Origin of the sequence: Shimia sp. MMG029, from assembly GCF_027947445.1 — a bacterium.
Taxonomy (GTDB): domain Bacteria; phylum Pseudomonadota; class Alphaproteobacteria; order Rhodobacterales; family Rhodobacteraceae; genus Shimia.
In genome coordinates, this window is record NZ_JAQJIM010000008.1 from 115,250 (window position 1) to 137,899 (window position 22,650).

Here is a 22,650-nt window from a genome sequence, read left to right on the forward strand (position 1 = left end):
GGCCTGTTCCTTTCGCGTCGATTAGCCGAAGTGAACAGAGCGATTTCCGGTCACAACCGAGTCTAGGATTGTGGCCACATCTGATTTGCGCATCTTCTTTGGGACCGCATAAGAGGATCTGGCTTCGGCTAAGGCATCTCTGGCGATCGCGGCAAAGTCGCTTTGCTGAACGTCTTCAAGGAGCGCGGGGATACCCACAGAGTCTGCCAGCGCATCAATGCGGTGAATGAATGCCGATGCCTGTTGCGCTGCCTCCCCTGGATTACTGTCTTGTGTCAGCACCCGCTCCAGCGTGGCGAAGCGGTCCCCACAGGCTTTCTCATTAAATCGCAGAACGCGTGGCAGCAGAACCGCATTCGCGAGACCATGTGGTGTGTTGTAATGAGCGCTGATCTGGTGGGAAATCGCATGAACATATCCAAGGCTCGTGCGGGTGAAGGCATATCCGGCCAGAAAAGATCCCAGCGCCACCATTTCACGCGCACGTGCGTTTTCGGGATCGCGGTAAGCGATTGGGAGGAACTCCACAATCAAGCGCACCGCTGTCGCGGCGTCCCGTTCGGTGGCTGGCGTGCGCGCAAGGGAAGTAAAGGATTCAATGGCATGCGTCAGCGCATCCATTCCCGTGCCTGCCGTCATGGGCCCGGGCAGTGACGTCAGGATGTCCGTGTCAAAGGCGGCTGCGATTGGCAGATACTTTGGATCAACAAAGAAGTTCTTTTTATGCGTTGTGGTGTCTGAAATCACAGCGGCGGTTGTCACCTCTGAGCCTGTGCCGGAGGTGGTCGCAACAACGTATAAAGGCAGCGGCGTCTGGCGGACTTTCAAGATGCCTGCAAGCTTTTGGAGTGACTTCTTGTTTGTGCTGGCGGCGGCCATGACTTTTGCTGCATCGATGGCTGACCCACCGCCCACTGCAAAAACGCTGTCGCATTGGCCTGTGCGGATTGCCGAGATCCCCGCTCCGACAACAGCAAAGGTCGGATTGGGCACGATGTCCTCAAAGACTGAAACGTCACAGCCCTCTTGTTTCAGAAAGGCCAGCAGGGTGTCGAGCATGCCATTTTGCAGCAGGAAGCTGTTGGTAACGATCAACGGGCGCTTTGAACCGCTGCGCATCATGAGGTCGGCAAGTTTGATCATGGCCTCGTGGCCAAAAAATGTCAGCGGCTTTTCAGGGGTGAACAAGCGGTTCATGGCGCGCAAAGCGAAAGCCATTGGCGAACGGATCATAGCACGGTCCTTTGTGGTCTTAGGGAAGGGTGCATTGGAGCTGAGAGAGCGTTTTGGGCGCCGAGGGGGACCTGCGTTCAGGCGGCTGCATCGGCCGCCTGAACGCATGGCGCGTCAGCCTAGCCGTTTGATCCACTTCATTTGGCGGTCACTGTGGCCGTAATATTTGAGATTGGTTTCGAAATCGAAGGTCTTTTCCAAAACCGGTTTCATATGAGAGAAACACTCAAAGCTGAACGCGCCGTGATACCGCCCGATGCCGCTGTTGCCGACGCCCCCAAACGGCAGGTTTGCGTTGGTGATTTGCATCACAGCGTCATTGATTGCTCCGCTGCCAAATGGGATCTCAGCCAGGAAGCGCTGTTTGGTTGCCTTGTCATTTGAGAACAGATAGCCCGCCAGCGGTTTTTCGAGTTGGCGCACGATATCAAAGGCTTCATCCAGTGTGTCATACTCCAGCACAGCAATGATCGGCCCGAAAATCTCGTCCTGCATGATCGCATCATCTGGGCTGACGTTGTGAACGATGGTTGGCTGGATGACGCGGTCTTCGCGGCTGCTTTTGCCACCAAAGTACACCTTTTCAGGCTCGATGAGCGCCGCCACACGATCAAAGTTGCGTTCGTTGATGATGCGCGTGAAATTTCCCCGCTCTACCGTATAGTTGTGCTTTTCGATTTCAGCGACCATGCGTTCCATGACGCGGGTCTTGATGCTTTTGTGAACCAGAACATAGTCAGGCGCGAGACACAGTTGACCGGAGTTGATGAACTTTGCCCAGATCAGCCGTTTGACACTGACGTTGATGGAGGCGTCTTCCGTGATGATGGCGGGGTTCTTGCCGCCCAGTTCCAATGTCACATTTGTGAGGTGCGGCGCCGCTGCGGTGTTGACGATTTTGCCAACCTGCGGGCTACCCGTGAAAAAGATCTTGTCCCAACGTTGGTTCAAAAGCGCGGTCGTTTCTGCAACCGCTCCCTCAACCACGTGCAGGTAACCCGGATCGAAATTCTCATTGATGATTTTCGCCATGATCCGGCTGGTTTCTGCGGGAAGCTCTGACGGTTTCAATACCGTGGTGTTGCCTGCCATCATGGAGCCAATCACCGGGATCAGAGACAGGTTATACGGGAAATTCCACGCCCCGATGACAAGAGAAGTGCCAAGTGGCTCTGGCACGATATAGCTTTTGCCCGGTTGGTTGATGAGGTTGGTGGGCACTTTGCGTGGCTTTGCCCAGCCTTGCAGGTTTTTGAGTGCCGTTTTCAACTCTTCAAAGATTGGGAGCAGTTCGGTCAACTGGGTGTGGTGCTTTGACTTGCCAAAGTCATTGTAGATGGCGTCATAGAAGTCTTGCTCATGGGCGCGCAGCAAATCCCCAAGCTTCTTAAGTTGGGCAATGCGGAAGTCGACCGGAAGCGTGGCCTTTGTGCGAAAATAGGTGCGTTGGTTGGCAACAACGTCGCGGACCCGTGCTTCGACGGCAGTGATTTCAGTTTGGGCGTTCATATCAATCCTCCTAGGCAAGGCAGCGGCGTCAGGTCCGGTGCTGGTCGCATGCAAATCTCTGACACACTTTGCAGAAAGAAAGGAAGGAACGGTATGTCACCTGCGGACAGGCTATTGATGTTTTCGGCCAAATCACAGTGTCCGTTTCGGACACATGCGCATTGATGTGTGTTTTTGGCCGGATTGATGAGGGCGTTGGACATGGTGGTTTTGGTAGTCAAACCTGTCAGAGGTGCGCCGTGAAACGCTACCGATTTGATAGGTGAACTCTGCGCCCAAGAGGTCTGGAATTCCTCACTGTGAATTTGGAATCAATTGCGGAAAGATTGTGAATATCTTAGCGTTTTATTATTCGACTTTTTTATTGAACGGTTTTTAGCTGACGTCACGTGTTATTGTGGTCTTTAATTCTTTGAACTTAAATATCTTCATTGTTTGCGCGGTATGTTCAAATATTTGAATTGGCGTATTCAGGATCTGACAATCACAATAACCAAAAGGTGGTGTGGGCAACTGCAATCAGGGCCTTTGGTTGAATCCCGTTTTTATTATGCGGTTCGATAAGCGGATCGCCGCTCTTTTCGGCGACTTGCGATCAGAGCCTCAATCGGGAGACACTGACCATGTACAAGCACCCCGGTGTTTATATTGAACACGTTCCCTCCAACACCTTGTCCATTGAAGCGGCCTCGACTTCGGTGACGGCTTTCGTTGGGCATGTGAAGCGCGGCGTCGCGGTCACAGCAGGGGCAGGCGAGCCGATCTTCATTTCGTCACCTGCGCAATATGCGCAGAAGTTTGGCCCGCTGGTGGGCGGCGCAGGCGGTATTCGCAACGCCGGTGATCAGGTGGATGCCTTTGGACATGCCATTGCGCAGTACTTTGCAAATGGCGGGGCAAAGGCTTTTGTGGTACCGGTGGCGCATACCACGGGTGCCCCCGCCTCAGCGACGGCCTCGCTTGTGATTGCCAATGGGTCTGGACAGTCCGTTACGCTGACGTTGACGGCAACGTCAGATGGAGAGTGGGCCAATGACGTGATGTTTGACCTCTCCAAGAATGACACGGACGACTACACGCTGACACTAGGCACGCTCGATGCGGCCACGCGACAGGCTTATGACGATGCTGCGGATGATGCCGCCAAAGCCGCCGTGCTGGCAGATGCGGATTTTGATGTCGAGCTGGAGGTTTTTGCGGGGCTTGATATTGACCCTGACAGCGGACAGGCCGTGAAAGGCAGGGTTGATGGTCTTTCTCGCATCGTAACGGTGGCCTCGACACCTTTGGCTGCATCGGATCCCGCAGATTTGCAGACCGGTGTGCGCGCGCTGTCGGCCGGAGGGAGCGATGCCAATGCACCGGTTTTGACGCACTACAGCGCCGCATTGGAGCGGTTGAAAGACTATCGCAGCATTTCGACCATCGTGCTGCCGGGTTTGAGCTGGGCCGACAATGTTCATCAGACCATTTATCAATCCGCAATTGCCCACGCGGAATTCATGCAGAACCGGATGGTTTTGGTGGATCCGAGCAACCTTGTGGGAGATCGGCTTGAGACCGCGCAGAAGGTGAAACAGGAAGGGTTCCCGACCTCCCCGTATTCCGCGCTTTATTACCCGCATTTGACGGTGGGCAATCCGTTTTATGATGCGGAAACCAATGCCAATGTGCCTGCGACCTTTGAGATTGGCCCATCGGCGATGGCGGCGGGGCTTTGGGGGCGCATAGATGGCACGCGTGGTGTCTGGAAAGCGCCAGCAGGGCTTGAGGCCACAGTGCGGGGCAGCTTTGGGCCAAATGTGAAAATTGGCAATGCCATTCAGGACAATCTGAATGAATGGGGCGTGAACTGTATTCGCTCGATCATTGGCCCCAGTGTGGTCTGGGGCGGGCGCACTTTGGCGACAAAGACCAAACCGCAATACCGCTACATCCCAGTGCGCCGCACCCAGAACATGATAGGCGAGAGCCTGTACAACGCGCTTCAGGCTGTGGTGTTTGAGCCCAATGACCACAAGCTGTGGTCAGGTCTGCGCGCCTCCGTTGGCAATTTCATGGATGGCTTGCACCGTGCTGGCGCATTTCAGGGCGAGAAAGCCTCTGATGCGTATTTCGTCAATTGTGGCCTTGGGGCGACCATGACGCAGGGTGACATTGATGCGGGAATTGTGCGCGTTGTTGTCGGCTTTGCGCCGCTCAAACCCGCCGAATTCGTGGTTGTGCAAATTCAGCAAATCGTTGGTCAGACGGCCTGATCCGGGCCGCCTCATTCATTTTGGTATTTTGTTCAGGAGGCTTTTATGGCTGCTCCAACTTTCCCCGTAAATGCGCATCGGTATGATCCGTATCGCACGTTTAAATTCCAAGTGGTGATCAATGGCCGCGTTGTGGCGGGCCTGTCCAAAATGGGCGCATTGAAAAAGACCACGGAGGTGGTCAACTGGCGTTCCGCCGGGGATCCCTCAAGTCAGCGCGCCATTCCGGGTGGCACAAAATTTGAAAACGTCACGCTGGAGCATGGGTTGAGCCACGATCTGGTGTTTGAGGAGTGGGCGAATTCCGTCAACAACGTCTCTGAGGGGGACGCGGGCATGTCGCTCGTGAACTTTCGCCGCGATATCGTCATCAATGTGCTCAATCTGCAAGGCACGCCGACCATGTCTTATCAGCTGCGGCGGGCGTGGGTGACCGAGTTCCAAGCCCTGCCGGAATTTGATGCCAACAACATGAACACGATCGGCATTCAATCCATCACGCTGGCGCATGAAGGCTTTGTCAGAGACATCGCGGTTGTCGAACCCGCGGAGAGCTAAGCCATGCATCGCGCCGCGCAAACTCTGGCTGTCGCCTTTCCAAGTCACACACCCCGGTCGATGACGGGGGATGTGGAGTTGGGCGTTGCGGCGGCTTTGGCGTCTGGACGGCGGCGTCCGGATGCTGTGACGGCGGTGCTGGTGCATGTGTTTTCTGAAATTGGCGGATTGGCGACAGAGATTGGCGACGTCTGGCGGCTTGCCTCCGGCAGTCGGGAGTGGCTATTGCAGCGCGCGGCAGCGCTGTTCTGGCACGATGCAGGGTGGTTTCAGGCGCGTTGCGCACATTGCGATGCGGCCTATGATTTGCCGCTGAAGTTGGCGTCTGCGCCGCGCAAGCCAGCGGGGCGCCCATTTCCCACCGTGACCGTGCGCACGTCTCTTGGGGCACGTCAATTTGAAGTGCCAAATGGGTTGCACGAGGCGGATCTGGCAGAAGACAGTCCGCATGCCCCGGAGCGCAGGTTGGTTGCCCTTTGCGGTCTTGGCAGGGACGCACAGGCGGATGCTGACGGGTTTACGGAAGGGGACCTGCGCGCCATTGAGGACGCTCTGGATGCCGCCGCGCCTGATGTGGCCGATGAGGCATCCATCATTTGCCCAGCCTGCAAAACATCGACTGCTGCGCGCATTGACCCTCTGGATTTTGCCTTTCCGGATATGCAGGGGATCTTGCGGGACGTGCATGCGCTTGCCAGCAGCTATCACTGGTCTGAAGACGCTATTCTGGCGCTGCCCAGCGCGCGCCGTCGTGCCTATGTGCGTCTGATTGGACAGGAGGCGCGCAGATGAGCCTGTTTGCCAAAGTGATTGCACGTGCCGCGGTGCCCGGCCAGCCCGTTCTGCCAACGGCGCAGCCAAAGGGCCTGTCGCGGCGCGACGCCTCTGTGCCTGAGGTTGCGGCCCCTTTGCGGCGCGCTGAGGGCGAAGAGGAGGCCCTAGCGCCCTTGAGACGCATGGAAGAGGAAGAGACGGCGCAGAGCCTGCGTCGCACAGAGATGGCAGAGGAAGACGCGCAGCCCTTGCGACGGTCTGAGTTGGAAGAGGAGGCCGAGGCGCAGCCTGTGCGGCGGGCCGCGATGGAGGAGGAAGAGGTCGCCCAGACGGTGAGACGCACTGATGACGAGGGCGAAGAGGAGGCGCAGGCGCTGCGGCGTGAGTCTGTTGAGGAGGAAGAGAGCGAGGCGCAGGCTTTGCGTAGAACCGAGACCTCTGAGGCGGATATGGAAGAGGATGCTGCACAGCCACTGCGCCGTGACGAGATGGTGGAAGACGAGGCTCAAACGCTTCGTCGAGACGCCGAGCTGACAGAAGAAGAGGAAGAGGTACAGACGCTCCGTCGCTCAGAACTGGCGCAGAAAGAGCTGCAGCCTGTGCGGCGTGCAAGCGAGCAAGAGGCTGGCACGGAAGAAACGGCGCAGCTTTTGCGTGCGGACGACCCGGAGCTTCCTGAAGAGCCAAGCCCAGCACAGGCTTTACGGCGTTCAGATGGACCGTCTCCAGCAACAGAGGCTGGCGCACTGTCAAACGATGTGTCCGCACCCTTTGCGGAGCCTGACCCGTTACATGCGCTTGCGCCCGTGCCGCCGCCGCAAACTGTAGCTCAGTCAGACCGGCCGCGCGTGCAGATCGATCAGATTGATGTGATGATCCACGAACCAGCGCCCAACCCTCAGAGCAGCCCTGATTTGGGCGCACAACTGTCTCGGATGCTGTCCGGGCGGTATTTGCGGGGGCGGTAGGATATGGCCACGCCGGAAAGCTCGCTCTCGGTTGCCCTGCAGGAACTGGCGGAATTCATCGCCGGTCAGATGGCCGATGATGTGATTGTTTCGGTGGATGTGCCCAACCGTGTGAGCAAAGCGGCAGAGGACAGCGACAAACACCATCTGAATCTTTTCACCTATCGGCTGGCCCCCTCCGGCATCCACGCAGATCAGTCAATGCAAGAGCCGTTTTTTGTCCGTGCACAAGTGCTTGTGACGGCTTTCCCGGCAGGCAAAGGCAACCCGCCCGCAGATGCGGATCTGCGCGTGCTGGGGCAGGCAATGCGGGTGCTGTCCTCAGTGCCGGTGATGCCTGTTGTGCTGCCCGGGGCGTTGCCCGTTGATGCAGAACCGGAGGATTTTCGGGCAGTACAAACCACGCAGTATCGGCTGCAGGTGGTGTTCCAAGCCCCTACGATGGAAGAGTTGAACCACATCTGGACCACACAAGGCGGCGAGCTGCCGTATCGTTTGTCTGCGGCCTATGAGCTGGCGCTCATTCCGATTGAGCCGTTGGTGCATGCCGCGCCTCCGGAGCCTGTGCAGGCTGTTGAGCTGCTTTCAGGTGTTGGCACTCAGGCGGCGCCGTTTCAGATGTTTGTGTCGGCGGGGCGGCTGTTTTCCCATCTTGAGGTGGCGGCGGCCACGGCGACTGCGGATCTGCGCGTGGTGGGGCAACCAGAGACCCGGATTGGCGTCACAGTGGAATGGGTGCGGGCTGGCGGAGCCACACAGCGCCAGCCAGAGCAGACTTTCACGGTCGCCACGACCGACATCGACAGTGGCGCAGCGGGGATTTCGGTTGCGTTGACTGGCGCGGCGGCCGGAGACCGGGCTGTGCTCTACACCCAGCCTTTGAATGCAGATGACACGCCTTTGTCTGAGAAGGTCTATGCAAATCTGCTGCAGTTGACGGTGGGGGCGTGACACGATGACCATCGCAGCGCACACCATTGAGCTTGGCCCAGCGCCGCTGGACGCAGAATGGCGACGCATGGGGCATTTGCTGGCATTGGCCGAGGCGAGCCGCGCGGGGCGGGCGCTGGATGAAACCTTCAGCAAACAGTTTGAGACAGTGAACTCTGCTGTAGACGCGGCGCGCAAGGCTGGAGCTTGGTCCTGTTTGATGCGCACCGGGGTCTCACAGGAGGCTCTGCAGGATCTGCTGCGCATTGATCTGGATATCCTAGCGGCTGCTCTGGCGCCGGTCGCGCAGCCTGCGCAAGCGCCGCGGATCCATTCGTTGCAGCCCCACATTGGCAATGCCTGGGTGAGCCTGCCTTTGTTGCAAGAGCTTATGATGCTTGAAAGCGGGGCTGACATCGCGCTGATGGCGGCACGGATCAGCGCGGGGGCACCGCTGGTGGCGACAGGTCTTTTGCGTGTTGAGGGCAATACGCCTTATCAGGTGTTGCGTCCCTCTGCGCGACTGATTTCGGCTTGCCTTGGGCGGGATGCAGAGCTTGCCCCGCCGCCGGGGGCGATCCTGTCAACACAGCGGGGCGCCTGGGAGGAGCTGATCCTGCCGGACACAGCCATTGCGCAGCTCAAGGACTTCACCGCCTGGGCGGCGCGGGCGCAGGAGATTTCTGACGACTGGGGAGGCAAGCCAGTGCATGGGCCGCTGGCATTGTTTTCGGGGGCCTCAGGCACCGGGAAGACTTTTGCGGCGGGCTGTATCGCTGCTGCGTTACAAACACGGACCGGTGAACCTTGGGCGCTCTACACGCTCGACCTGGGGCGGGTGATGTCCAAATATGTTGGCGAGACGGAAGCCAATCTCAACGCGCTGCTGGAAAGCCTCGATGGGCGGCGTGCGGTGCTTCAGATTGACGAAGCGGATGGGCTGCTGGGCAAACGTGGTGATGTTTCTGATGCGCGAGACCGCTATGCCAATCTGGAAGTTTCGCACCTGTTGTCCCGGTTTGAGCGCCACATTGGGCCGGTCATTTTAACCACAAATCTGCGCGCCAATGTCGACAGTGCGTTTTTGCGCCGCTTCCAACTGATCGTGGATTTTCCAGCACCGGATGCTAAGGCGCGTGAAAAGCTCTGGGGGCTGCTTCTGCCCCCCAAAGCGCCGCGCGCGAAAGGCTTGGATCTTCGGCAATTGGGTGCGGATGTGCGCCTGTCCGGCGGCGCCATTCAGAACGCTGCGCATTATGCCGCTGTTCTGGCTGCAGAGGCAGAGACGCCGATTGGCCCGCCACAGATTGCCCGCGCGGTGAAAGCCGAGCTGTCCAAGGATGGGCGACAAATTCGCAAATCCGAACTCGGTCACTTGGCCGATTTTCTGACGGAGGCCAAATCATGAGCCAAAACAATATCCACCTGCGCCGTCTGACAGTGACCTTGCCTGCCTCAATGAAAGGCACGGCTGCGCATGAGGCGCGCCGTATTGCCGAAGCCATGGCGCAAAAACTTTATGAAAACGGTGGCGCGGAGCGCAATCTAAAGATTGAGAGTGGTGGCCACAGCGGCGCGCAACTGGCAGAACGGGTGGCGGCGGCCCTGCCGAAAGGGGGGCGCAATGGCGGTTGAGACGCGCGGTGTGCTGTTTGAATATGGGCTGTCGATCCCGCCGCTGGCGTTGGTGTTTCAGTTCAATCCGCAAGAAATTTCACGGTCTCGCACGGTCTCAGTCAAAACGGGCAACGCGCCGGGATCGCGCGGCGGATATGATTTCCTCAGCCCTCTTGAGACAGCGCGGGTGGCACAGGGGGTCGAGATGCAGGCGGAGAGCTTCTCGATCGACATTTTGTTGGATGCCACAGATGCCATGCAGGAGGGCGATGCGGTGGCTGCCAAATTTGGTGTGCAGCCGCAGATAGATACGCTGCGCTCTATGGCGGAACCCAAAAATCAGGGGCCGGATGGGGTGCAAGTTCTGTCGTCGCTTGGATTGTCGGGCACGCGGGCTTTTGAGCGACAGGAAACAGCATCGGTGCTGGTGTTTGCGTGGGGCATGCAATTGTTGCCGGTGTTTCTGACCGGTGTGGCACAGAAAGAGGCGCTGCACCTGCCAAACCTGATGCCTTACCGCGCGACCATCAGCCTGACCATGCAGGTCATCGAAAGCGCCAATCCATTTTTCCTTGCAGACAAGGTGCGACAGACGATGGGCGCGGCACTGAATGTGGCAACAGGATTTCAGACGGGGTGATAGGAATGGCGTTTTTTAAAGGGTCTTATTACGAAGAATTGCCGTCTTTTACGCAGCAGGCTGCGGATGGGTTTCAAGGGCCGCGCGCCCGCCCGATTGCCGCGCCTGAGGCCGTGCTTGAACATTCGGTGCACGTCGGGGATCGGTTGGACACTTTGGGGCACCATTTTTACGCCAATGCCCGCGATTGGCGGAGATTGGCAGATTGCAACCCGCAGGCGCTGTTTGCGGAGGATCTGATTGTGGAGCCTGCTGAGTTCCCCGCCAAAGAAGAACCGAGCCAACGTATCGGCAAAGTGGTGCTCGTGCCGCGCAGACGGGAGGGGAGATAGGTCATGGCATTGCTGTCTTCCATATTGGATCCAGGGTTTCGGCAAGCGGCATCTGTGATTGTCGAGACCGGACAAAATCGCAACGATATCGGCGCGCTGGCGGATCTGATTTCAGGTCTTGAAATCACGGCCACCCGAACCGAGGCGACCACCGGCATGATTCAGATCGATGATCGCCGCCGCGAGGACGGCACCTGGATGGCTGCGGACAGTGGGTTTTTCGCGCGCTCGATGCCCATCGTGGTGTCTGCGGATTTTCAAACCCACGTCGAAGAGATTTTTCGCGGCTATATGGTGGAGCTGAAGCCAGAGCTGCCGGCAAACTCCGGTGAGGCGAAGCTGACAATCCATCTGCAGGATGATGGGATTGCGCTCAATCGCGAACATATGCGTCGTGTGTGGGGGGCGGAGGCACCAATTTCTGATCTCGATATCTTGCGGGAATTGGTGTCTCCTTTGAACCTGTCCGTGGATGCAGACTCTGCGGAAGGGCAAGCCGCACGCGCCTTGGCCATGGATGGCACCCCGGTTCAGTTTCTGCGCGATCGTGCCATCGCCAATGGCTATGAGCTGATTTTCAGTCGGGGCGGGGTCTATTTTGGCCCGCGTCGTCTTCAGGGTGAGGCGCAGGCCACGATCATGGTCTACGCGGGCAATGCCACAAACTGTTTAAGCTGGGCGCTTTCAGATGATGCGCAACAGCCTGATGCCGTTGCATTTGAGTTGGCTCCAAGGGAGTCTGGCGCAGATCCGCTTGTCGAAACGGTTGTGGCGGGCGAGCCATTGCTGGGGACAACACCTGCGGCCGCAGAAGGCGCGGATTTGGGAACTCCGTCTGTCCAGCGGTTGAGCCAGGAGGGGGATGAGCCCGAAGAGGCAACCCGCGCGCGGGCGCAGGCGATGGCAGACGATGCCGCCTTTCGCATCCGCGCCACGGGCGAGTTGGACGGCACGCTCTATGGCCATGTGTTGCAGGTTGGCAAACTTGTGCGGGTGGATGGCACGGGCACGCGCAATGGCGGGCTGTATTACACCGACAAGGTCACGCATGCCTTTACCCCGGATGGGTATCGGCAGCGTTTTGAACTCATGCGCAATGCGACGGGAGACAGCGACAGCCTTGGTGCCGCGCCGCTTTCCACTGCGCTTTCTGCCATTTCGGGATTGTTCTGATGCCTTTGATTGACACGCTGGAAACATCGCTGCGCAAACAACAGACGCAGTACTTTGGAAAGTATCGGGCTTTCGTTGCAGACACGGAAGATCCTGAAACTTTGGGCCGGATCAAGATGGTTGTGCCATCCGTTTTGGGTGAGGCTGAAACCGACTGGGCTTTGCCAGCTGTCGCCTATGGGGGCGGTGAAAACTACGGAATTTTGGCGGTGCCACCTGTGGGCAGTCAGGTGCTTGCAGAGTTTTTGGAGGGCGATCCTTCGTCGCCTGTCTGGACCGGAACATTCTGGCGCGCACCAGCCGAGATGCCTGCGGAATACACGGGACAGACGACCAAAATTCTGAAGACGGAAAGTGGGCATGTGTTGAGCTTTGAGGATCAGGACGGCGAAGAGGCGGTGACGTTGCGCTCTTCGGCGCAGGCCGAGGTGGTGTTGGATCCCGACGGGGGTATGGCCCTGACCGACGCCGGGGGCGCCAAAGTCGTGATAGACGCCGCCGCCAACGAGATCACCGTGGAAGATGCACATGGAAATGCGATTGTTCTGTCATCATCGGGCATCACCTGTACTGACATAAATGGAAATGAAATCAAGGCATCAGCGGGTGGAGTTGATGTTAAATCTGCTGCGGTTGTGAACATCGAGGGCAGTCAAGTCACCGTGGCCGGTGCCGGTGGCGAACCCTTGATAAAGGGCGCGACATTTCTGTCGATGTTCAATTCCCACACGCACGCCACTGGCGCCGGTCCCTCAGGGCCTCCGATACCGCCGCTGACACCTGCGGTTCTGACAACAAAGAGCACAGCCCAATGACCCAGCCAGACGTCACACTTCCCCGGGTTCGATATATGGGTTTTCCGTTTCGCGTTGGCGCAGATGGGGCAAACAGCGCAGCCCGGTTTGATCACATCCGTCAGCAAGTCGAACAGGTTCTGTTCACCTCGCCGGGTGAGCGGGTTTTTCGACCTGAATTTGGATTTGGCACGCGTCGGCATGTGTTTGAGCCCAACGCGGGGGCGCTGTGGGAATATGCACAAAACCGGCTTTACGGCTCTTTGGCGGAAGCCTTGGCAGGCGAGGTGGATCCCAAGACTTTGCAAGTTGAGATCAACGCGCCTCAGGATCGCCCAGAGGTGATGCTTGTGCGCGTGCGCTACGTGATCGCGGCCCTGCAAAAAGAAGAAATACACGAGATAGAGGTGTAGCGATGGCGCGGTTGGCCGACCCAAAACTGATTTTTGACGGGGGGTGCCCGGACTGCGGAGAGCGGGTGGCCAGCTTGCCGTTGCCGATCCCTGGGGTCGAAGATGACTTTGACTGGGCCACACGGGACTATGACAGCTTTCGCCTCTTCATGATGCAGGAGCTGGCCTCGCGGTTTCCACAGCGGCGGCGTTGGACCGCTGCAGACATGGAAGTGGTGCTGGTGGAGGTGCTGGCAGCCGCGCTTGATAGGGCCAGCCATGCCCTTGATCGCGTGCAGGCGGAGCGGTTTTTGGACAGCGCCCGGCGACCGGAAAGTGTGCGCCGCCTTCTGAAACTGATCGGATATGATGCGACGCTGCACATGGATCAAACCTTGGTGGCGGAGCGGCCAGAGGCCACCCCAGAGGCGCGTGTGGAAGGCTTTTGGCGGGAAAATCCCATGGCGATGGAAGCTGCAAGGGCCGCCGGGCCACGCTTGATCGCGCAGCAGAACCGAATGGTCACACTTGCCGATCATGCTGAGACGCTTCAGGCGCACCCGCTGGTCGCGCTCGCGCGTGCGCGGCTCGTGAGCAACGGAGCTTGGCCAACGATTTTTGTCTCCGTACTTCTGGAAGACGACAAGGCGCTTGATGCGCCGTTGCATCAGGGGGAAACTGAGGCTGTTCCAAATCAGGTGCGCCGCGAGATTTGGGCGCAGGTCTTGCGCTATCACAATGCGCGCAACCTGCCTTTGCCGAACGTGGATGACCGCCTGACCGGGCGGCGTATTTTGCGCGCGTTGATCGAAGACTATCGCATGATTGGCACAGAGGTTTTGCTTGAGGCAGCCAAACCTGCGGCCATCAACATCACCCTGTCAATCCGCGCCCAACCCGGTTTTTTCCGATCAGAGTTGAAACAGGCATTGGCGCAGGTTTTTTCAACCGACGAAGGGCGGTTTTTTGAAACCGGTCGCCTCGATTTTGGGGCGGCGCTTTATGCATCTGATGTGATCGAAGCGGCAATGGCGGTGGATGGAGTTGCCGTTGCCTGTCTCAATCTGTTTCGGCGGGTGGGCAAGGGATTTGAAGATCAATCCGCAGATGGTGTGATCACGGTGACAGAGGATGAATTCATCCAATGTCGGAGCGAGAGGTCTAGACCTCAGAGTGGGATGCTGCGGATCGTTGTTAACGGGGGAGAGGCTGGATGACAGACTTCCACGCAGATCGACCAGATAAGCTTCGAGATCTAACGCGTTGGAATCGTGCGGGTTTGTCACGCTTTGAATATGTTGATGGAGACGCTTCGGTCTGGTTGGAAGAGCTGCGGATTGCCCTGTTGGGTCACTATATGCGTGGGGCACCGGCAGAAACGCGTATGCCTGAAGCCTGGCGTGATGCGTTCTTGCGCGATCCGGCGGACTGGCCTGATGCCATGGCCGCCAAAGCGCAGGTCGTTTGGCAACGGCTCGCGCCTGAGCTGCCGCCCGTCCAAGACACGCGCGGGCGGCGGAATACGCGTTTGCTGGAGCAATACGACACACAAACCGAAGATTATGCCTGGGAAATCATGCGTGCCTTTGCGCGCGCGTCACATGTTCTGCTTGGTACATTGGATGCCTACACAAACGAAGGCTATCTGCGCACGGCCACACAATGGGACAATCTGCGACGGCTTGCCAGTATGGTGAACTATCAGCCAACGCCCCCGGCCTCCGCAACCAGTACAGTTGCGTTGCAGCTGAAACAGGGGAGTGGGGCGGTTGAGATCGCGCCGGGGTTGGCGATGAAATACACGCCCGCGGAGGGCGGTGCGCCTCTGATCTTTGAGACACATGAAAAGATCGCAGCGCACCCTGATTTAAGTGCTGCTCGAACCGAGGATTGGAACGTCAACGCAGAGCGGCTGTCTTTTGCGAGCGGTAAGGTAAAGGACGCCGCGCAAGATCCCCAAGGCATGCGCAGTGCGGAGACACCGGAACCTGCGCCACGGGCAATCACGTGGCACTGTCCCAAAAAACAGACATTGGCCCCCGGTGATCTGGTGGTGGTCTCAGATGGGGCTCTCGGTCATGCAAGTGTCATTGCCAAGGTGGCCCAGAATGAGGTGGAAGAGACCGCACGCGTTGTTCTGACAGATGTGCCAAGTGGCGACTTCACGCATCACAGCACGCGTTTGTGGCGCCAGCCGCTGGATGTGCGCGTTGCGCTTCCAGAAACAAAGTCGGGCAAGAGCATCCTGAAAACGGACGCGTCCTCCTATCTCGCGGGGGATCTTGTGCGGGTCACCTTTGGCCGCGAAACGGACACTTTCGAAGTGTTGGAAGCCAGTGGTGACGAACTGGTCTTGGATGCGGATCTTGCGGCCTATGCGGATGTGCAGATCACGCCAATGGTGGCGTATTCCGCGACCAAAGGCGACTACATTGCAGATGAAGCCATCACCACGATGTATTTCAAAATGCGGTCTGGGATACGCGCGGTGGATGCCCGCGATCGCCGCAGTGTGCCCTATGCAAGATCCAACCAATTTGTGCCCGATGAAACTCCGCGCGACGCCAAGGGCTATGTGATTGATAAAACCATGCGCCCCACCAAGGTTGCGGTGAAGCCGGCCAAACCTGAGGTCCTGCCTGAGACACAGAAAAAGCTGGGTGCCAAAACGGTCTCTTTCGCCGGCAAACCGCCAAAGGGGTTGGCCGAGGGCGACTGGTTTGCCGTGCGGGATCTGACCAACAACAGTCTGAGTGCGCTGCAGGTCGCTGCGATGCGCGTGGGATCAGATGAGTATCACCTTGTGTTGTCTCGCGAACTGACGGCAGCGCCAGAAGAGTCCGAATTTCACGGCCCTCTGCAAGCCGCCTTGCCCGCGTTGCACCATGATCGAAATCCCGAAGCCGCGTTGCAGGGCGGGCAGGTGACGCTTGAGGCCATCGCGCCAGAGGCAAGCCAGCTTGTGAAACCCGGGCGCAAGATGATCATCACACGCACGCGCGCAGATCGCAGCGAGAGTCTCCTTGTGACGGTGGCTGAAGTGATCTCGCGCGCGGCGTCAAAACTTGAGATGGTGATCGAGCCGATCGATGCGGCGCGCGGCTGGGCCAAGGGTGACACCACATTTCACCTGAACGCGGTAGAGATTAGCCACGGCGAAACAAAAGGGGCAAAGCTGCTTGGGTCGGGGGACGGCGAACGCTCCCGTCAGTCTTTTGCATTTGCCATCAAAAATGTCAGCCATGTGCCATCGACGGTCTCAGAAACCGGGGTTGTGCCCGCGCTGGATGTGGTTGTCGATGATACGCTCTGGCGCTATCGCGACTACATCGACGCAAGTGCCGAAGGCACGCGCGCTTGGTCAACCACATTGCAGGATGACGGCACCCTCGTTGTCCATTTCAGGCGGCGTCTGGTGACGGGGCAAAACAATATTCGGATCCTGCGCCATCGTGTCGGCGCTGGTGTCATAGGCTCCAACATACCAGCGTTTTCTTTTGAAAAACCGCTGAAAAAAGATCGCTTTGTCGAGGCGATTGTGCAGCCGTTTCCAACCGCAGGCGGGGCCGACAGAGAACCGGTTTCCAAATTGCGTGTGTCAGCGCCCGCTCGGTTGTCCGCCAATGGCCGTGCGGTGTCTTTGCAGGATATCGAAGGTCTTGCTGTGCGACACGCCTCTGTTCTTCAGGCGCATGCAGAAGAGCGGCCCGCACCGGGTGCCACACGTATGGTTCAGCTTACGTTGGCACCTGTTGGGGGCGGAGCAATCACGCAGTCGCTTGAGAATGATCTGCGTGCTGCGATTTTGGGAAAGGCGGTGCCGGGCACGTCTATCTTCTTCAAACCCTATGAAACGCTTCCTCTGAACATCGGCGTGCGCGTGCGGGCCGATCTGACAGTGCACGACCGGAGTGAACTGAAAGCGGCGGCAGAAGAGAAATTGACGCAAACCTTTTCCATTGAGGCCCGCCGCTTCGGACAAACGACCTATGTTTCAGAAGTCTTGGCCGCGCTGGAAACTGTGGCAGGAATTGAGACTGCGCTGACCACCCGTTTTGATCTGGGGGATGCTTACGATCTGTTGAAACCAAAACCGGCGCATTTCACACAGCCCTGGCCGCGAAATGTCGCAACGCGAGATGGCGCCGTGGCCGCGATTTACGCAACCGATCATCAGATCGCATTTCTCCCGCCGGGTGACGCCACGCGCATCGCCGTTGTTGTGGAGGACATCCGATGAATTACCCGGAAGATGCGCTCACCCGCGCGGGTCATCTGCTCTATAAAGAGTTGCCTGAAGAGTATCGGTATCGCGATGTCGCACCCGCCGCAGGTGAACTCGGCGATTTAGAGGCCTACCTGCATGGATTTGGCCATTTGCTCGATCTGATCCGCCATACCACTGAGCAGGCTTATGCGGATGCTTTTGCGGAACAGGCGGACAATGGGTATGAAATTCAGCCGTGGTTGATCCCCTATCTCGCAGATCTGGTGGGGGCAGAGCTTCAGGCCCCTGACCCGCAGGCGCGGATTGAAGAGCTCAACAACGCGGTTGGCTGGTCAAAATCCAAAGGGACGCTGCGCAATGTTGACAGCGTCGGGGATGTGGTGACGGGGGCGGAAACTGTTGTCCGCGAGGGTTGGCGGCTTACCTTGGTTACGCCCCGCATGAACTTGCCTCCGTTTTCCGTCCCAGACGTGGACGCAGAGGATGACCTATTGGGGCGCACGCCCGCGCCATTGGGTTGTCCGGACTTGCGCAAACTCGATCGGGCGGTTGTTGACCCGCAGGGGGGGAACCCTCTGTTCCGACTGCGCTATCCTGAGCGAGACGCAGAAGGGATCAGCAACGGGGACGAGACAGTTTTTTGGGTCTCTCGGGCGCGTGGCGGCGCCCCGTGCTTTCCCGGAGCTTACGATGATTTTTCAGCGCGAACACCGGATCTGCGCGATGCTGGTGATACGGCCTCACTGGGCCCACATCCGCGCCGCACGCGCATTCATATGCGCCCGCCAGATGGGTTCTTTGCGCCAGGGCTGAGAGTGGTCAACTTTGACAAAGATGATCCGAACCGTTTGAGTTTTGACGCTGGCGCGCTCCGCAAAACCTATCGCCCGCGTGACATTTTGGAGCGCGCCGGACACGCGGACGCACCGGTGCCAGATCGGCTTGTGGTGCAGCTCAACTATGATCTCGCCATCCGCAAAGGCAATGATATCCGTTTTGAGAACATTCTGTTTGTCACGCATCCCAATGCAACCGAACCCGCGCGCCTGCGGGTGCTGTCAGACGGGAAGCTCACGCTGCACCGATGTGCCGCTGAAGTGGTGAGCGTGGCCAAGCCGCCAAATGACGAAGATATTCCTTTTATTGCCACCGACAGCATTTTTGAAACGATTGTTGCGCCTGCCGCCGCCGCCGAACTTGTCTATTGCACCGTTATGGGGGCGCTTGATCTGATGCGTGTGAACGCGTCGGACTGTCTATTGCATGATCTGGGTGACACCATCCGCTGTGACGATCAAAGCTGTATTCGATACTCGCGCCTCACCGCGCCAGATGCCGATGCGGCGTGCTTTGTGAAAGATGCGCCCGCCAACACAGATATCGTGCCGCGGTTTTTGCACCGTTGGCTGCGGGATGACCGCGGCGATTGCGTGTTGCGCAGGCCGGTATTTGGTGAGCCGGGCTATGGCGTTCTGGACACGACCACATCGCCGCGGATCATCCATGGCGCAGAAGATGAGGGCGAAATGGGGGCGTATCACCATCGCTTCTTTGCAGCCTCTTTCGCTGCTTTGGAAAAGAAACTCATAAGTTACCTGCCGCTCGGACAGGAGATCGCCCTGTCATACGATCCGCATTTGTCCCTGAAGCCACCGATCCTGTCGGAGGGTTCGTAAGTTATTTCAGTTAGGAGATTTTTGCCATGAAGGGTTCCAATTCAAGGCTCTCCCATAAAGCCGAAAACCGGTTTTCCAATGTTGCGCACATTCAAGGGGGCTTGGTCACCGACAGTGATCTGACGGCGGCTGCGCAGATCCATCAAGCCCGCGATGAGGCACAGAATGCAGTCACGCTTTGGTCTGGTTGCCCCGCCCGCGATGGGGCTGTTGCGATCGACGAAACTGGGCGTGCGCGGCTGCAACCGGGCTGGATTGTTGCACAGGGCAAACAAGGGTGGCTGGCGCAGGCGGAGGGGGCTGAACAGCGCTTGCCGCAGGATCAAGCGGATCTGCCCTTGGGCGCGCCAATGATGAGCCGACCTGCTTTGGTATATGCTGATCTTTGGGAGCGGCCGATTTTTGCAGCGCAAGACCGCGCATTGACGGATCCGGGGCTGCATGGGGCCGAAACTTCTTACCGCACCCGGACAATGGTACAGATCAAAACGCTGCCTTTGGCGGATGAGGCAGAGCTCGCCAAAGCGCTGCAGGCGCTCGAAGACAATACGGGTGTCTTCGCGCGCAGCGGGGATGCAGAAGCGACCATTGTGCCCCGCAGTACCGAAATCGCCACAGATGAGTGTGATCCTTGTGCGGACCAAATCGATATAACGCCGGTCGTGCCAAACGCTCTTTTTAGATTTGAAATCATATCGGTAGAGCGCGAAGATAATGTGCCTAGGCGCTTGGTTGTGGCGTGGTCCGTGGAGAACGCGGCCGCCATTGTGCCCGTCAGCACGCTTGGCGATATTTCCGCGCGCGATGCGTTTGCCCGCCCCGGCGCGGTGTATGAATTTTATTCAGAAGCGACCGAGGCGCATATTGGGAGCTTTGTCGGCATGACACCCGAGCGCCCGGTGATGACGGATGTGTTGTTTCCCGCACCTGCCGCAGGCACCGCAAATGGCGGCAATCCTTATGCGTTTGTGCGGCGTTGGGATGGGTGTGCCGAAGTTGATTTGATCAGCCGCAACGTGACCAACACGGGCACGGGCAGTGTCATCGTCGGTGAGGCGCAGCTGACCCTCAATTGGGATGCTTTCGCACTGAACCTGGCGACCAAAGACAACCAGATACTGGCAGGGGATTACTGGCTGGTGGAGCTGCGCCGCTTTGCGATTGAAGAAGAACGCGTGCGGCTGGTAAGTGCATTGCCTCTCGGTATTGACCATCACTTCTGCCCGCTGTTTCGCATTTCAGATGATGGCACCTCCGAGCCATTGACAGATGAAGAAAAACGCCGGCTGAGTTTCCCAACACTGAGCGATATTCCTGCAAGCCATGTACGCTTTGCCCCTGAGTGTCCGCCGCTGTTTCACGATGCGAAAAACGTGCAGGAGGCGCTGAACGCGCTGTGCGATCTTGATGCCACCGAAGTGGCGTTTGACCCGGGAGACAATTGCCCGCGGTTTGAAGGCGCAAACACCGTTGATGCGGCGCTCAAGCGGATGTGTCAGATCCAAGATGACAGTGCGACAACCCGTCTGCTGCGCCTGATGATGGATTGGGGGGTCATATGTGGTGTGGCGCTCAATCAGGAAGAGCGCACCAAAATTTCATGGACTGGCGGAACGGTTCTGGATCGGGCAGGGCGGTTGATTGAAGTCCCAGATGGGGCGTTTGATCTGACAGAGTTGGATGAAGAACATATCCTCAGCGATATCGCTGACACGATGGAAAAAGAGGGGGAGCTTTGTCTCTCTATCGCGGCAGAGAAAGACGGGCAGCTTGGGCTTTATGTTTCTGATCGGCGCACAGCGTTTGGCCCGGCGGATCGCACGTTTTCGCAAGCGGTGCAGGCCTGCCTTGATGGCAAGAAACGCGTAGATTTTGGGGATTTCTTTCGGCCTCTCACACCTGCTGACAGCAAGGTTGTGGAGGGGATGGTGCAAGTCTGGGCCAATCGCAAGACGCTGTCTGGCGCGGTGCCGATGACAGAAGCCGAAGAACAGGTTGCGCAGGCATTCAACAAGACACTGTTGGCAGATTACAAAGCCAAAGCCAGCCCCGAGCGTGGCGCGACAATCGACAAGCTGATCTCTTTGGCTGAGATCAAATACAATCCTGACAGCTTGCGCGGTGCCAATCGCGATCTCGTGCGGATGCAGCGCGAAAGCGCCAAACTTGGCATTATTGCAAACTCCGAAGAAGAGGATCGACGCGCGTGTGCGTGCAAAAATGGTCTGGTGCCCTGCCCACCTGACGCAGGCGATATGCCCCATCTGGTGCCCATTGGCTGTTTCAGAACCGATCCAACAGGGGCTGGCAAGATCACCAATATGCAGGAGCTGTGCCACTTTTGTTGCCGCAAGCAATCGCTGAACTGGCGATCACATCGCTATTATTCCGGTGAAAGCCTTGAAGAGCGCTTTGCTGTGTTGTCCAAACAATGCTGTGACACCAAAGAGCCGCCGTCTGGAGATTTTGACGATTGGCTGGATGACTGGGACTCAGGTATTTTCAAACCCTATCCAATGCCCGAGCCCCTGCCGCACCCATTGCCAAAGCCTGATCCACTGTGGCCCCCCAAAGTGCCGCCTGATTTTGGCGGAACTTTCCCGCCTTTGCCGGGGGGCGGGCCACTGCCGCGACCTGGCCTTGTGACGCCTTTGCCGGGCAAAGACTTCACCAATATCGTGAACGTTGACACCCTGCCGCCCGCCCGCGCCGAGGAAAGCTTGGTTGGTAACGGCTTCACGGTGGTGGACACCATCGATCTGGATGAGGATGTAAACCCGCTGACCAAGCTTGAAGAGCTGGGTCTGAAAGGCGGCGTGCGGTCCGGCAAGGACATCGGAGAGCCGGGTGATCGCGTTGCGATGCTGGTGCGGGGTGGCAAGACGGTGGACTATGTTGTCGTAGAAAAGGGCAATGGTCGCCTGCCGTTTGAAACCGATACGGAACTGACCGCACGCGTGACAAAGGCGCTGAAAGAGATTGAGCAACCCGCAGACAAGACCGGCAAACAGGCCGGTATTGCACCATCGCCAGCCACGCCGCCCGCAGTCGCCAGCGTTGATCTCAGCGCTGCCGATGCCATGCGTGCCGCGTTGGAAGAAGAGCGCACACGTGCAGAAAGCAGCGTGCGTGAGCTGATTGCAACGCGGGAGGCGCTCAGCGCGGATGTGACAACCCTGCGTGCGGATATCGACACTCTTACCAAGGCGCGCGAAGAGGCCGCGGTCGACATTGAACGTTCCCGCAATGAATTTGCCGCGATTGAGGCCAGCAAAGCTGCCAGTCTACGTGAGCTCTCGGAGGCGATCAGCGGGCTGGAAATCGCGAAGAAGGATGCCGAGGAAGCAGGGCGTTCGATCCGGTCAGAACAACCCGCCCGCACGCTTCTGGGGCGCGATGATGCCGCGTTGCGTGTGTTTGAGGAAAACGGTCTGCTGTCTGTCGGGGACATTGCCAATTCAAACACAAATCGGCTTTCCGCCATCATTCGCCGTGCAGGCATGAACATCTCGGCAAGTGATCTGAAACTTAAGGCGACCGATGTGATCAACCGCCGCTAGGAGGTCGG

18 protein-coding genes are annotated in these 22,650 nt (G+C 58.2%); 16 read left to right on the forward strand and 2 right to left on the reverse strand.

The window, feature by feature from the left end:
* Positions 1 to 21: 21 nt before the first annotated feature.
* Together PJL69_RS17110 and PJL69_RS17115 are read right to left on the reverse strand one after the other, a co-directional pair.
* Entirely contained in the window at positions 22 to 1,233 is a 1,212-nt protein-coding gene (locus PJL69_RS17110; protein ID WP_271310750.1) for an iron-containing alcohol dehydrogenase, read from the reverse strand.
* A 114-nt stretch (positions 1,234 to 1,347) separates the two neighbouring features.
* Positions 1,348 to 2,742 (reverse strand): aldehyde dehydrogenase, encoded by a 1,395-nt coding sequence (locus PJL69_RS17115; RefSeq protein WP_271310751.1) that lies wholly within the window; start codon positions 2,740 to 2,742, stop codon positions 1,348 to 1,350.
* A gap of 623 nt (positions 2,743 to 3,365) precedes the next feature.
* On the opposite strand from PJL69_RS17115, the gene PJL69_RS17120 reads away from it, so the two are divergent.
* From PJL69_RS17120 to PJL69_RS17195, 16 genes are read left to right on the forward strand one after another with little or no spacing between them, the layout of a single operon-like run.
* On the forward strand, positions 3,366 to 5,000 hold the full coding sequence (locus PJL69_RS17120) for a phage tail sheath family protein (protein ID WP_271310752.1): 1,635 nt from the start codon (positions 3,366 to 3,368) through the stop codon (positions 4,998 to 5,000).
* 45 nt (positions 5,001 to 5,045) lie between these two features.
* A complete protein-coding gene (locus PJL69_RS17125) occupies positions 5,046 to 5,558 on the forward strand; it encodes a phage tail protein (RefSeq protein WP_209099365.1) in 513 nt (170 codons plus the stop codon).
* Positions 5,559 to 5,561: 3 nt separating this feature from the next.
* On the forward strand, positions 5,562 to 6,350 hold the full coding sequence (locus tag PJL69_RS17130; protein WP_271310753.1) for a hypothetical protein: 789 nt from the start codon (positions 5,562 to 5,564) through the stop codon (positions 6,348 to 6,350).
* A complete protein-coding gene (locus tag PJL69_RS17135) occupies positions 6,347 to 7,300 on the forward strand; it encodes a hypothetical protein (protein ID WP_271310754.1) in 954 nt (317 codons plus the stop codon). The genes PJL69_RS17130 and PJL69_RS17135 overlap by 4 nt, the downstream gene beginning before the upstream one ends.
* Before the next feature lie 3 nt (positions 7,301 to 7,303).
* Positions 7,304 to 8,251, forward strand: coding sequence for a Pvc16 family protein (locus PJL69_RS17140; protein WP_271310755.1), 948 nt, complete (start codon positions 7,304 to 7,306; stop codon positions 8,249 to 8,251).
* Between the two features lie 4 nt (positions 8,252 to 8,255).
* Positions 8,256 to 9,638, forward strand: a complete 1,383-nt coding sequence (locus PJL69_RS17145; RefSeq protein ID WP_271310756.1) for an ATP-binding protein — start codon at positions 8,256 to 8,258, stop codon at positions 9,636 to 9,638.
* A complete protein-coding gene (locus PJL69_RS17150) occupies positions 9,635 to 9,865 on the forward strand; it encodes a hypothetical protein (protein WP_271310757.1) in 231 nt (76 codons plus the stop codon). Before PJL69_RS17145 ends, PJL69_RS17150 begins: the two co-directional genes overlap by 4 nt.
* On the forward strand, positions 9,855 to 10,487 hold the full coding sequence (locus PJL69_RS17155) for a CIS tube protein (RefSeq protein ID WP_271310758.1): 633 nt from the start codon (positions 9,855 to 9,857) through the stop codon (positions 10,485 to 10,487). Before PJL69_RS17150 ends, PJL69_RS17155 begins: the two co-directional genes overlap by 11 nt.
* A gap of 5 nt (positions 10,488 to 10,492) precedes the next feature.
* Entirely contained in the window at positions 10,493 to 10,819 is a 327-nt protein-coding gene (locus PJL69_RS17160; protein WP_271310759.1) for a hypothetical protein, read from the forward strand.
* A 3-nt stretch (positions 10,820 to 10,822) separates the two neighbouring features.
* Positions 10,823 to 11,992: a phage late control D family protein gene (locus tag PJL69_RS17165; RefSeq protein WP_271310760.1), complete on the forward strand. Its 1,170-nt coding sequence runs from the start codon at positions 10,823 to 10,825 to the stop codon at positions 11,990 to 11,992.
* Positions 11,992 to 12,807, forward strand: a complete 816-nt coding sequence (locus tag PJL69_RS17170) for a phage baseplate assembly protein V (RefSeq protein ID WP_271310761.1) — start codon at positions 11,992 to 11,994, stop codon at positions 12,805 to 12,807. The genes PJL69_RS17165 and PJL69_RS17170 overlap by 1 nt, the downstream gene beginning before the upstream one ends.
* A complete protein-coding gene (locus tag PJL69_RS17175; protein WP_271310762.1) occupies positions 12,804 to 13,199 on the forward strand; it encodes a GPW/gp25 family protein in 396 nt (131 codons plus the stop codon). The genes PJL69_RS17170 and PJL69_RS17175 overlap by 4 nt, the downstream gene beginning before the upstream one ends.
* A 2-nt stretch (positions 13,200 to 13,201) precedes the next feature.
* The gene (locus tag PJL69_RS17180) at positions 13,202 to 14,395 is read left to right on the forward strand and encodes a hypothetical protein (RefSeq protein ID WP_271310763.1); all 1,194 of its coding nucleotides are present in this window, start codon (positions 13,202 to 13,204) and stop codon (positions 14,393 to 14,395) included.
* Positions 14,392 to 17,418, forward strand: a complete 3,027-nt coding sequence (locus tag PJL69_RS17185) for a hypothetical protein (RefSeq protein ID WP_271310764.1) — start codon at positions 14,392 to 14,394, stop codon at positions 17,416 to 17,418. The genes PJL69_RS17180 and PJL69_RS17185 overlap by 4 nt, the downstream gene beginning before the upstream one ends.
* Positions 17,415 to 19,082, forward strand: a complete 1,668-nt coding sequence (locus tag PJL69_RS17190; RefSeq protein ID WP_271310765.1) for a hypothetical protein — start codon at positions 17,415 to 17,417, stop codon at positions 19,080 to 19,082. Before PJL69_RS17185 ends, PJL69_RS17190 begins: the two co-directional genes overlap by 4 nt.
* Before the next feature lie 26 nt (positions 19,083 to 19,108).
* Positions 19,109 to 22,642, forward strand: coding sequence for a hypothetical protein (locus PJL69_RS17195; RefSeq protein ID WP_271310766.1), 3,534 nt, complete (start codon positions 19,109 to 19,111; stop codon positions 22,640 to 22,642).
* Positions 22,643 to 22,650 lie beyond the last annotated feature (8 nt).

Bases quoted from the DNA above. Each gene is read 5' to 3' on its own strand.
- PJL69_RS17110 (WP_271310750.1), bottom strand. From the start codon at position 1,233: ATGATCCGTTCGCCAATGGCTTTCGCTTTGCGCGCCATGAACCGCTTG.
- PJL69_RS17175 (WP_271310762.1), top strand. From the start codon at position 12,804: ATGACCCAGCCAGACGTCACACTTCCCCGGGTTCGATATATGGGTTTT.
- PJL69_RS17185 (WP_271310764.1), top strand. From the start codon at position 14,392: ATGACAGACTTCCACGCAGATCGACCAGATAAGCTTCGAGATCTAACG.
- PJL69_RS17135 (WP_271310754.1), top strand. From the start codon at position 6,347: ATGAGCCTGTTTGCCAAAGTGATTGCACGTGCCGCGGTGCCCGGCCAG.
- PJL69_RS17165 (WP_271310760.1), top strand. From the start codon at position 10,823: ATGGCATTGCTGTCTTCCATATTGGATCCAGGGTTTCGGCAAGCGGCA.
- PJL69_RS17145 (WP_271310756.1), top strand. From the start codon at position 8,256: ATGACCATCGCAGCGCACACCATTGAGCTTGGCCCAGCGCCGCTGGAC.
- PJL69_RS17190 (WP_271310765.1), top strand. From the start codon at position 17,415: ATGAATTACCCGGAAGATGCGCTCACCCGCGCGGGTCATCTGCTCTAT.
- PJL69_RS17170 (WP_271310761.1), top strand. From the start codon at position 11,992: ATGCCTTTGATTGACACGCTGGAAACATCGCTGCGCAAACAACAGACG.
- PJL69_RS17155 (WP_271310758.1), top strand. From the start codon at position 9,855: ATGGCGGTTGAGACGCGCGGTGTGCTGTTTGAATATGGGCTGTCGATC.
- PJL69_RS17140 (WP_271310755.1), top strand. From the start codon at position 7,304: ATGGCCACGCCGGAAAGCTCGCTCTCGGTTGCCCTGCAGGAACTGGCG.
- PJL69_RS17160 (WP_271310759.1), top strand. From the start codon at position 10,493: ATGGCGTTTTTTAAAGGGTCTTATTACGAAGAATTGCCGTCTTTTACG.
- PJL69_RS17115 (WP_271310751.1), bottom strand. From the start codon at position 2,742: ATGAACGCCCAAACTGAAATCACTGCCGTCGAAGCACGGGTCCGCGAC.
- PJL69_RS17195 (WP_271310766.1), top strand. From the start codon at position 19,109: ATGAAGGGTTCCAATTCAAGGCTCTCCCATAAAGCCGAAAACCGGTTT.
- PJL69_RS17120 (WP_271310752.1), top strand. From the start codon at position 3,366: ATGTACAAGCACCCCGGTGTTTATATTGAACACGTTCCCTCCAACACC.
- PJL69_RS17180 (WP_271310763.1), top strand. From the start codon at position 13,202: ATGGCGCGGTTGGCCGACCCAAAACTGATTTTTGACGGGGGGTGCCCG.
- PJL69_RS17125 (WP_209099365.1), top strand. From the start codon at position 5,046: ATGGCTGCTCCAACTTTCCCCGTAAATGCGCATCGGTATGATCCGTAT.
- PJL69_RS17150 (WP_271310757.1), top strand. From the start codon at position 9,635: ATGAGCCAAAACAATATCCACCTGCGCCGTCTGACAGTGACCTTGCCT.
- PJL69_RS17130 (WP_271310753.1), top strand. From the start codon at position 5,562: ATGCATCGCGCCGCGCAAACTCTGGCTGTCGCCTTTCCAAGTCACACA.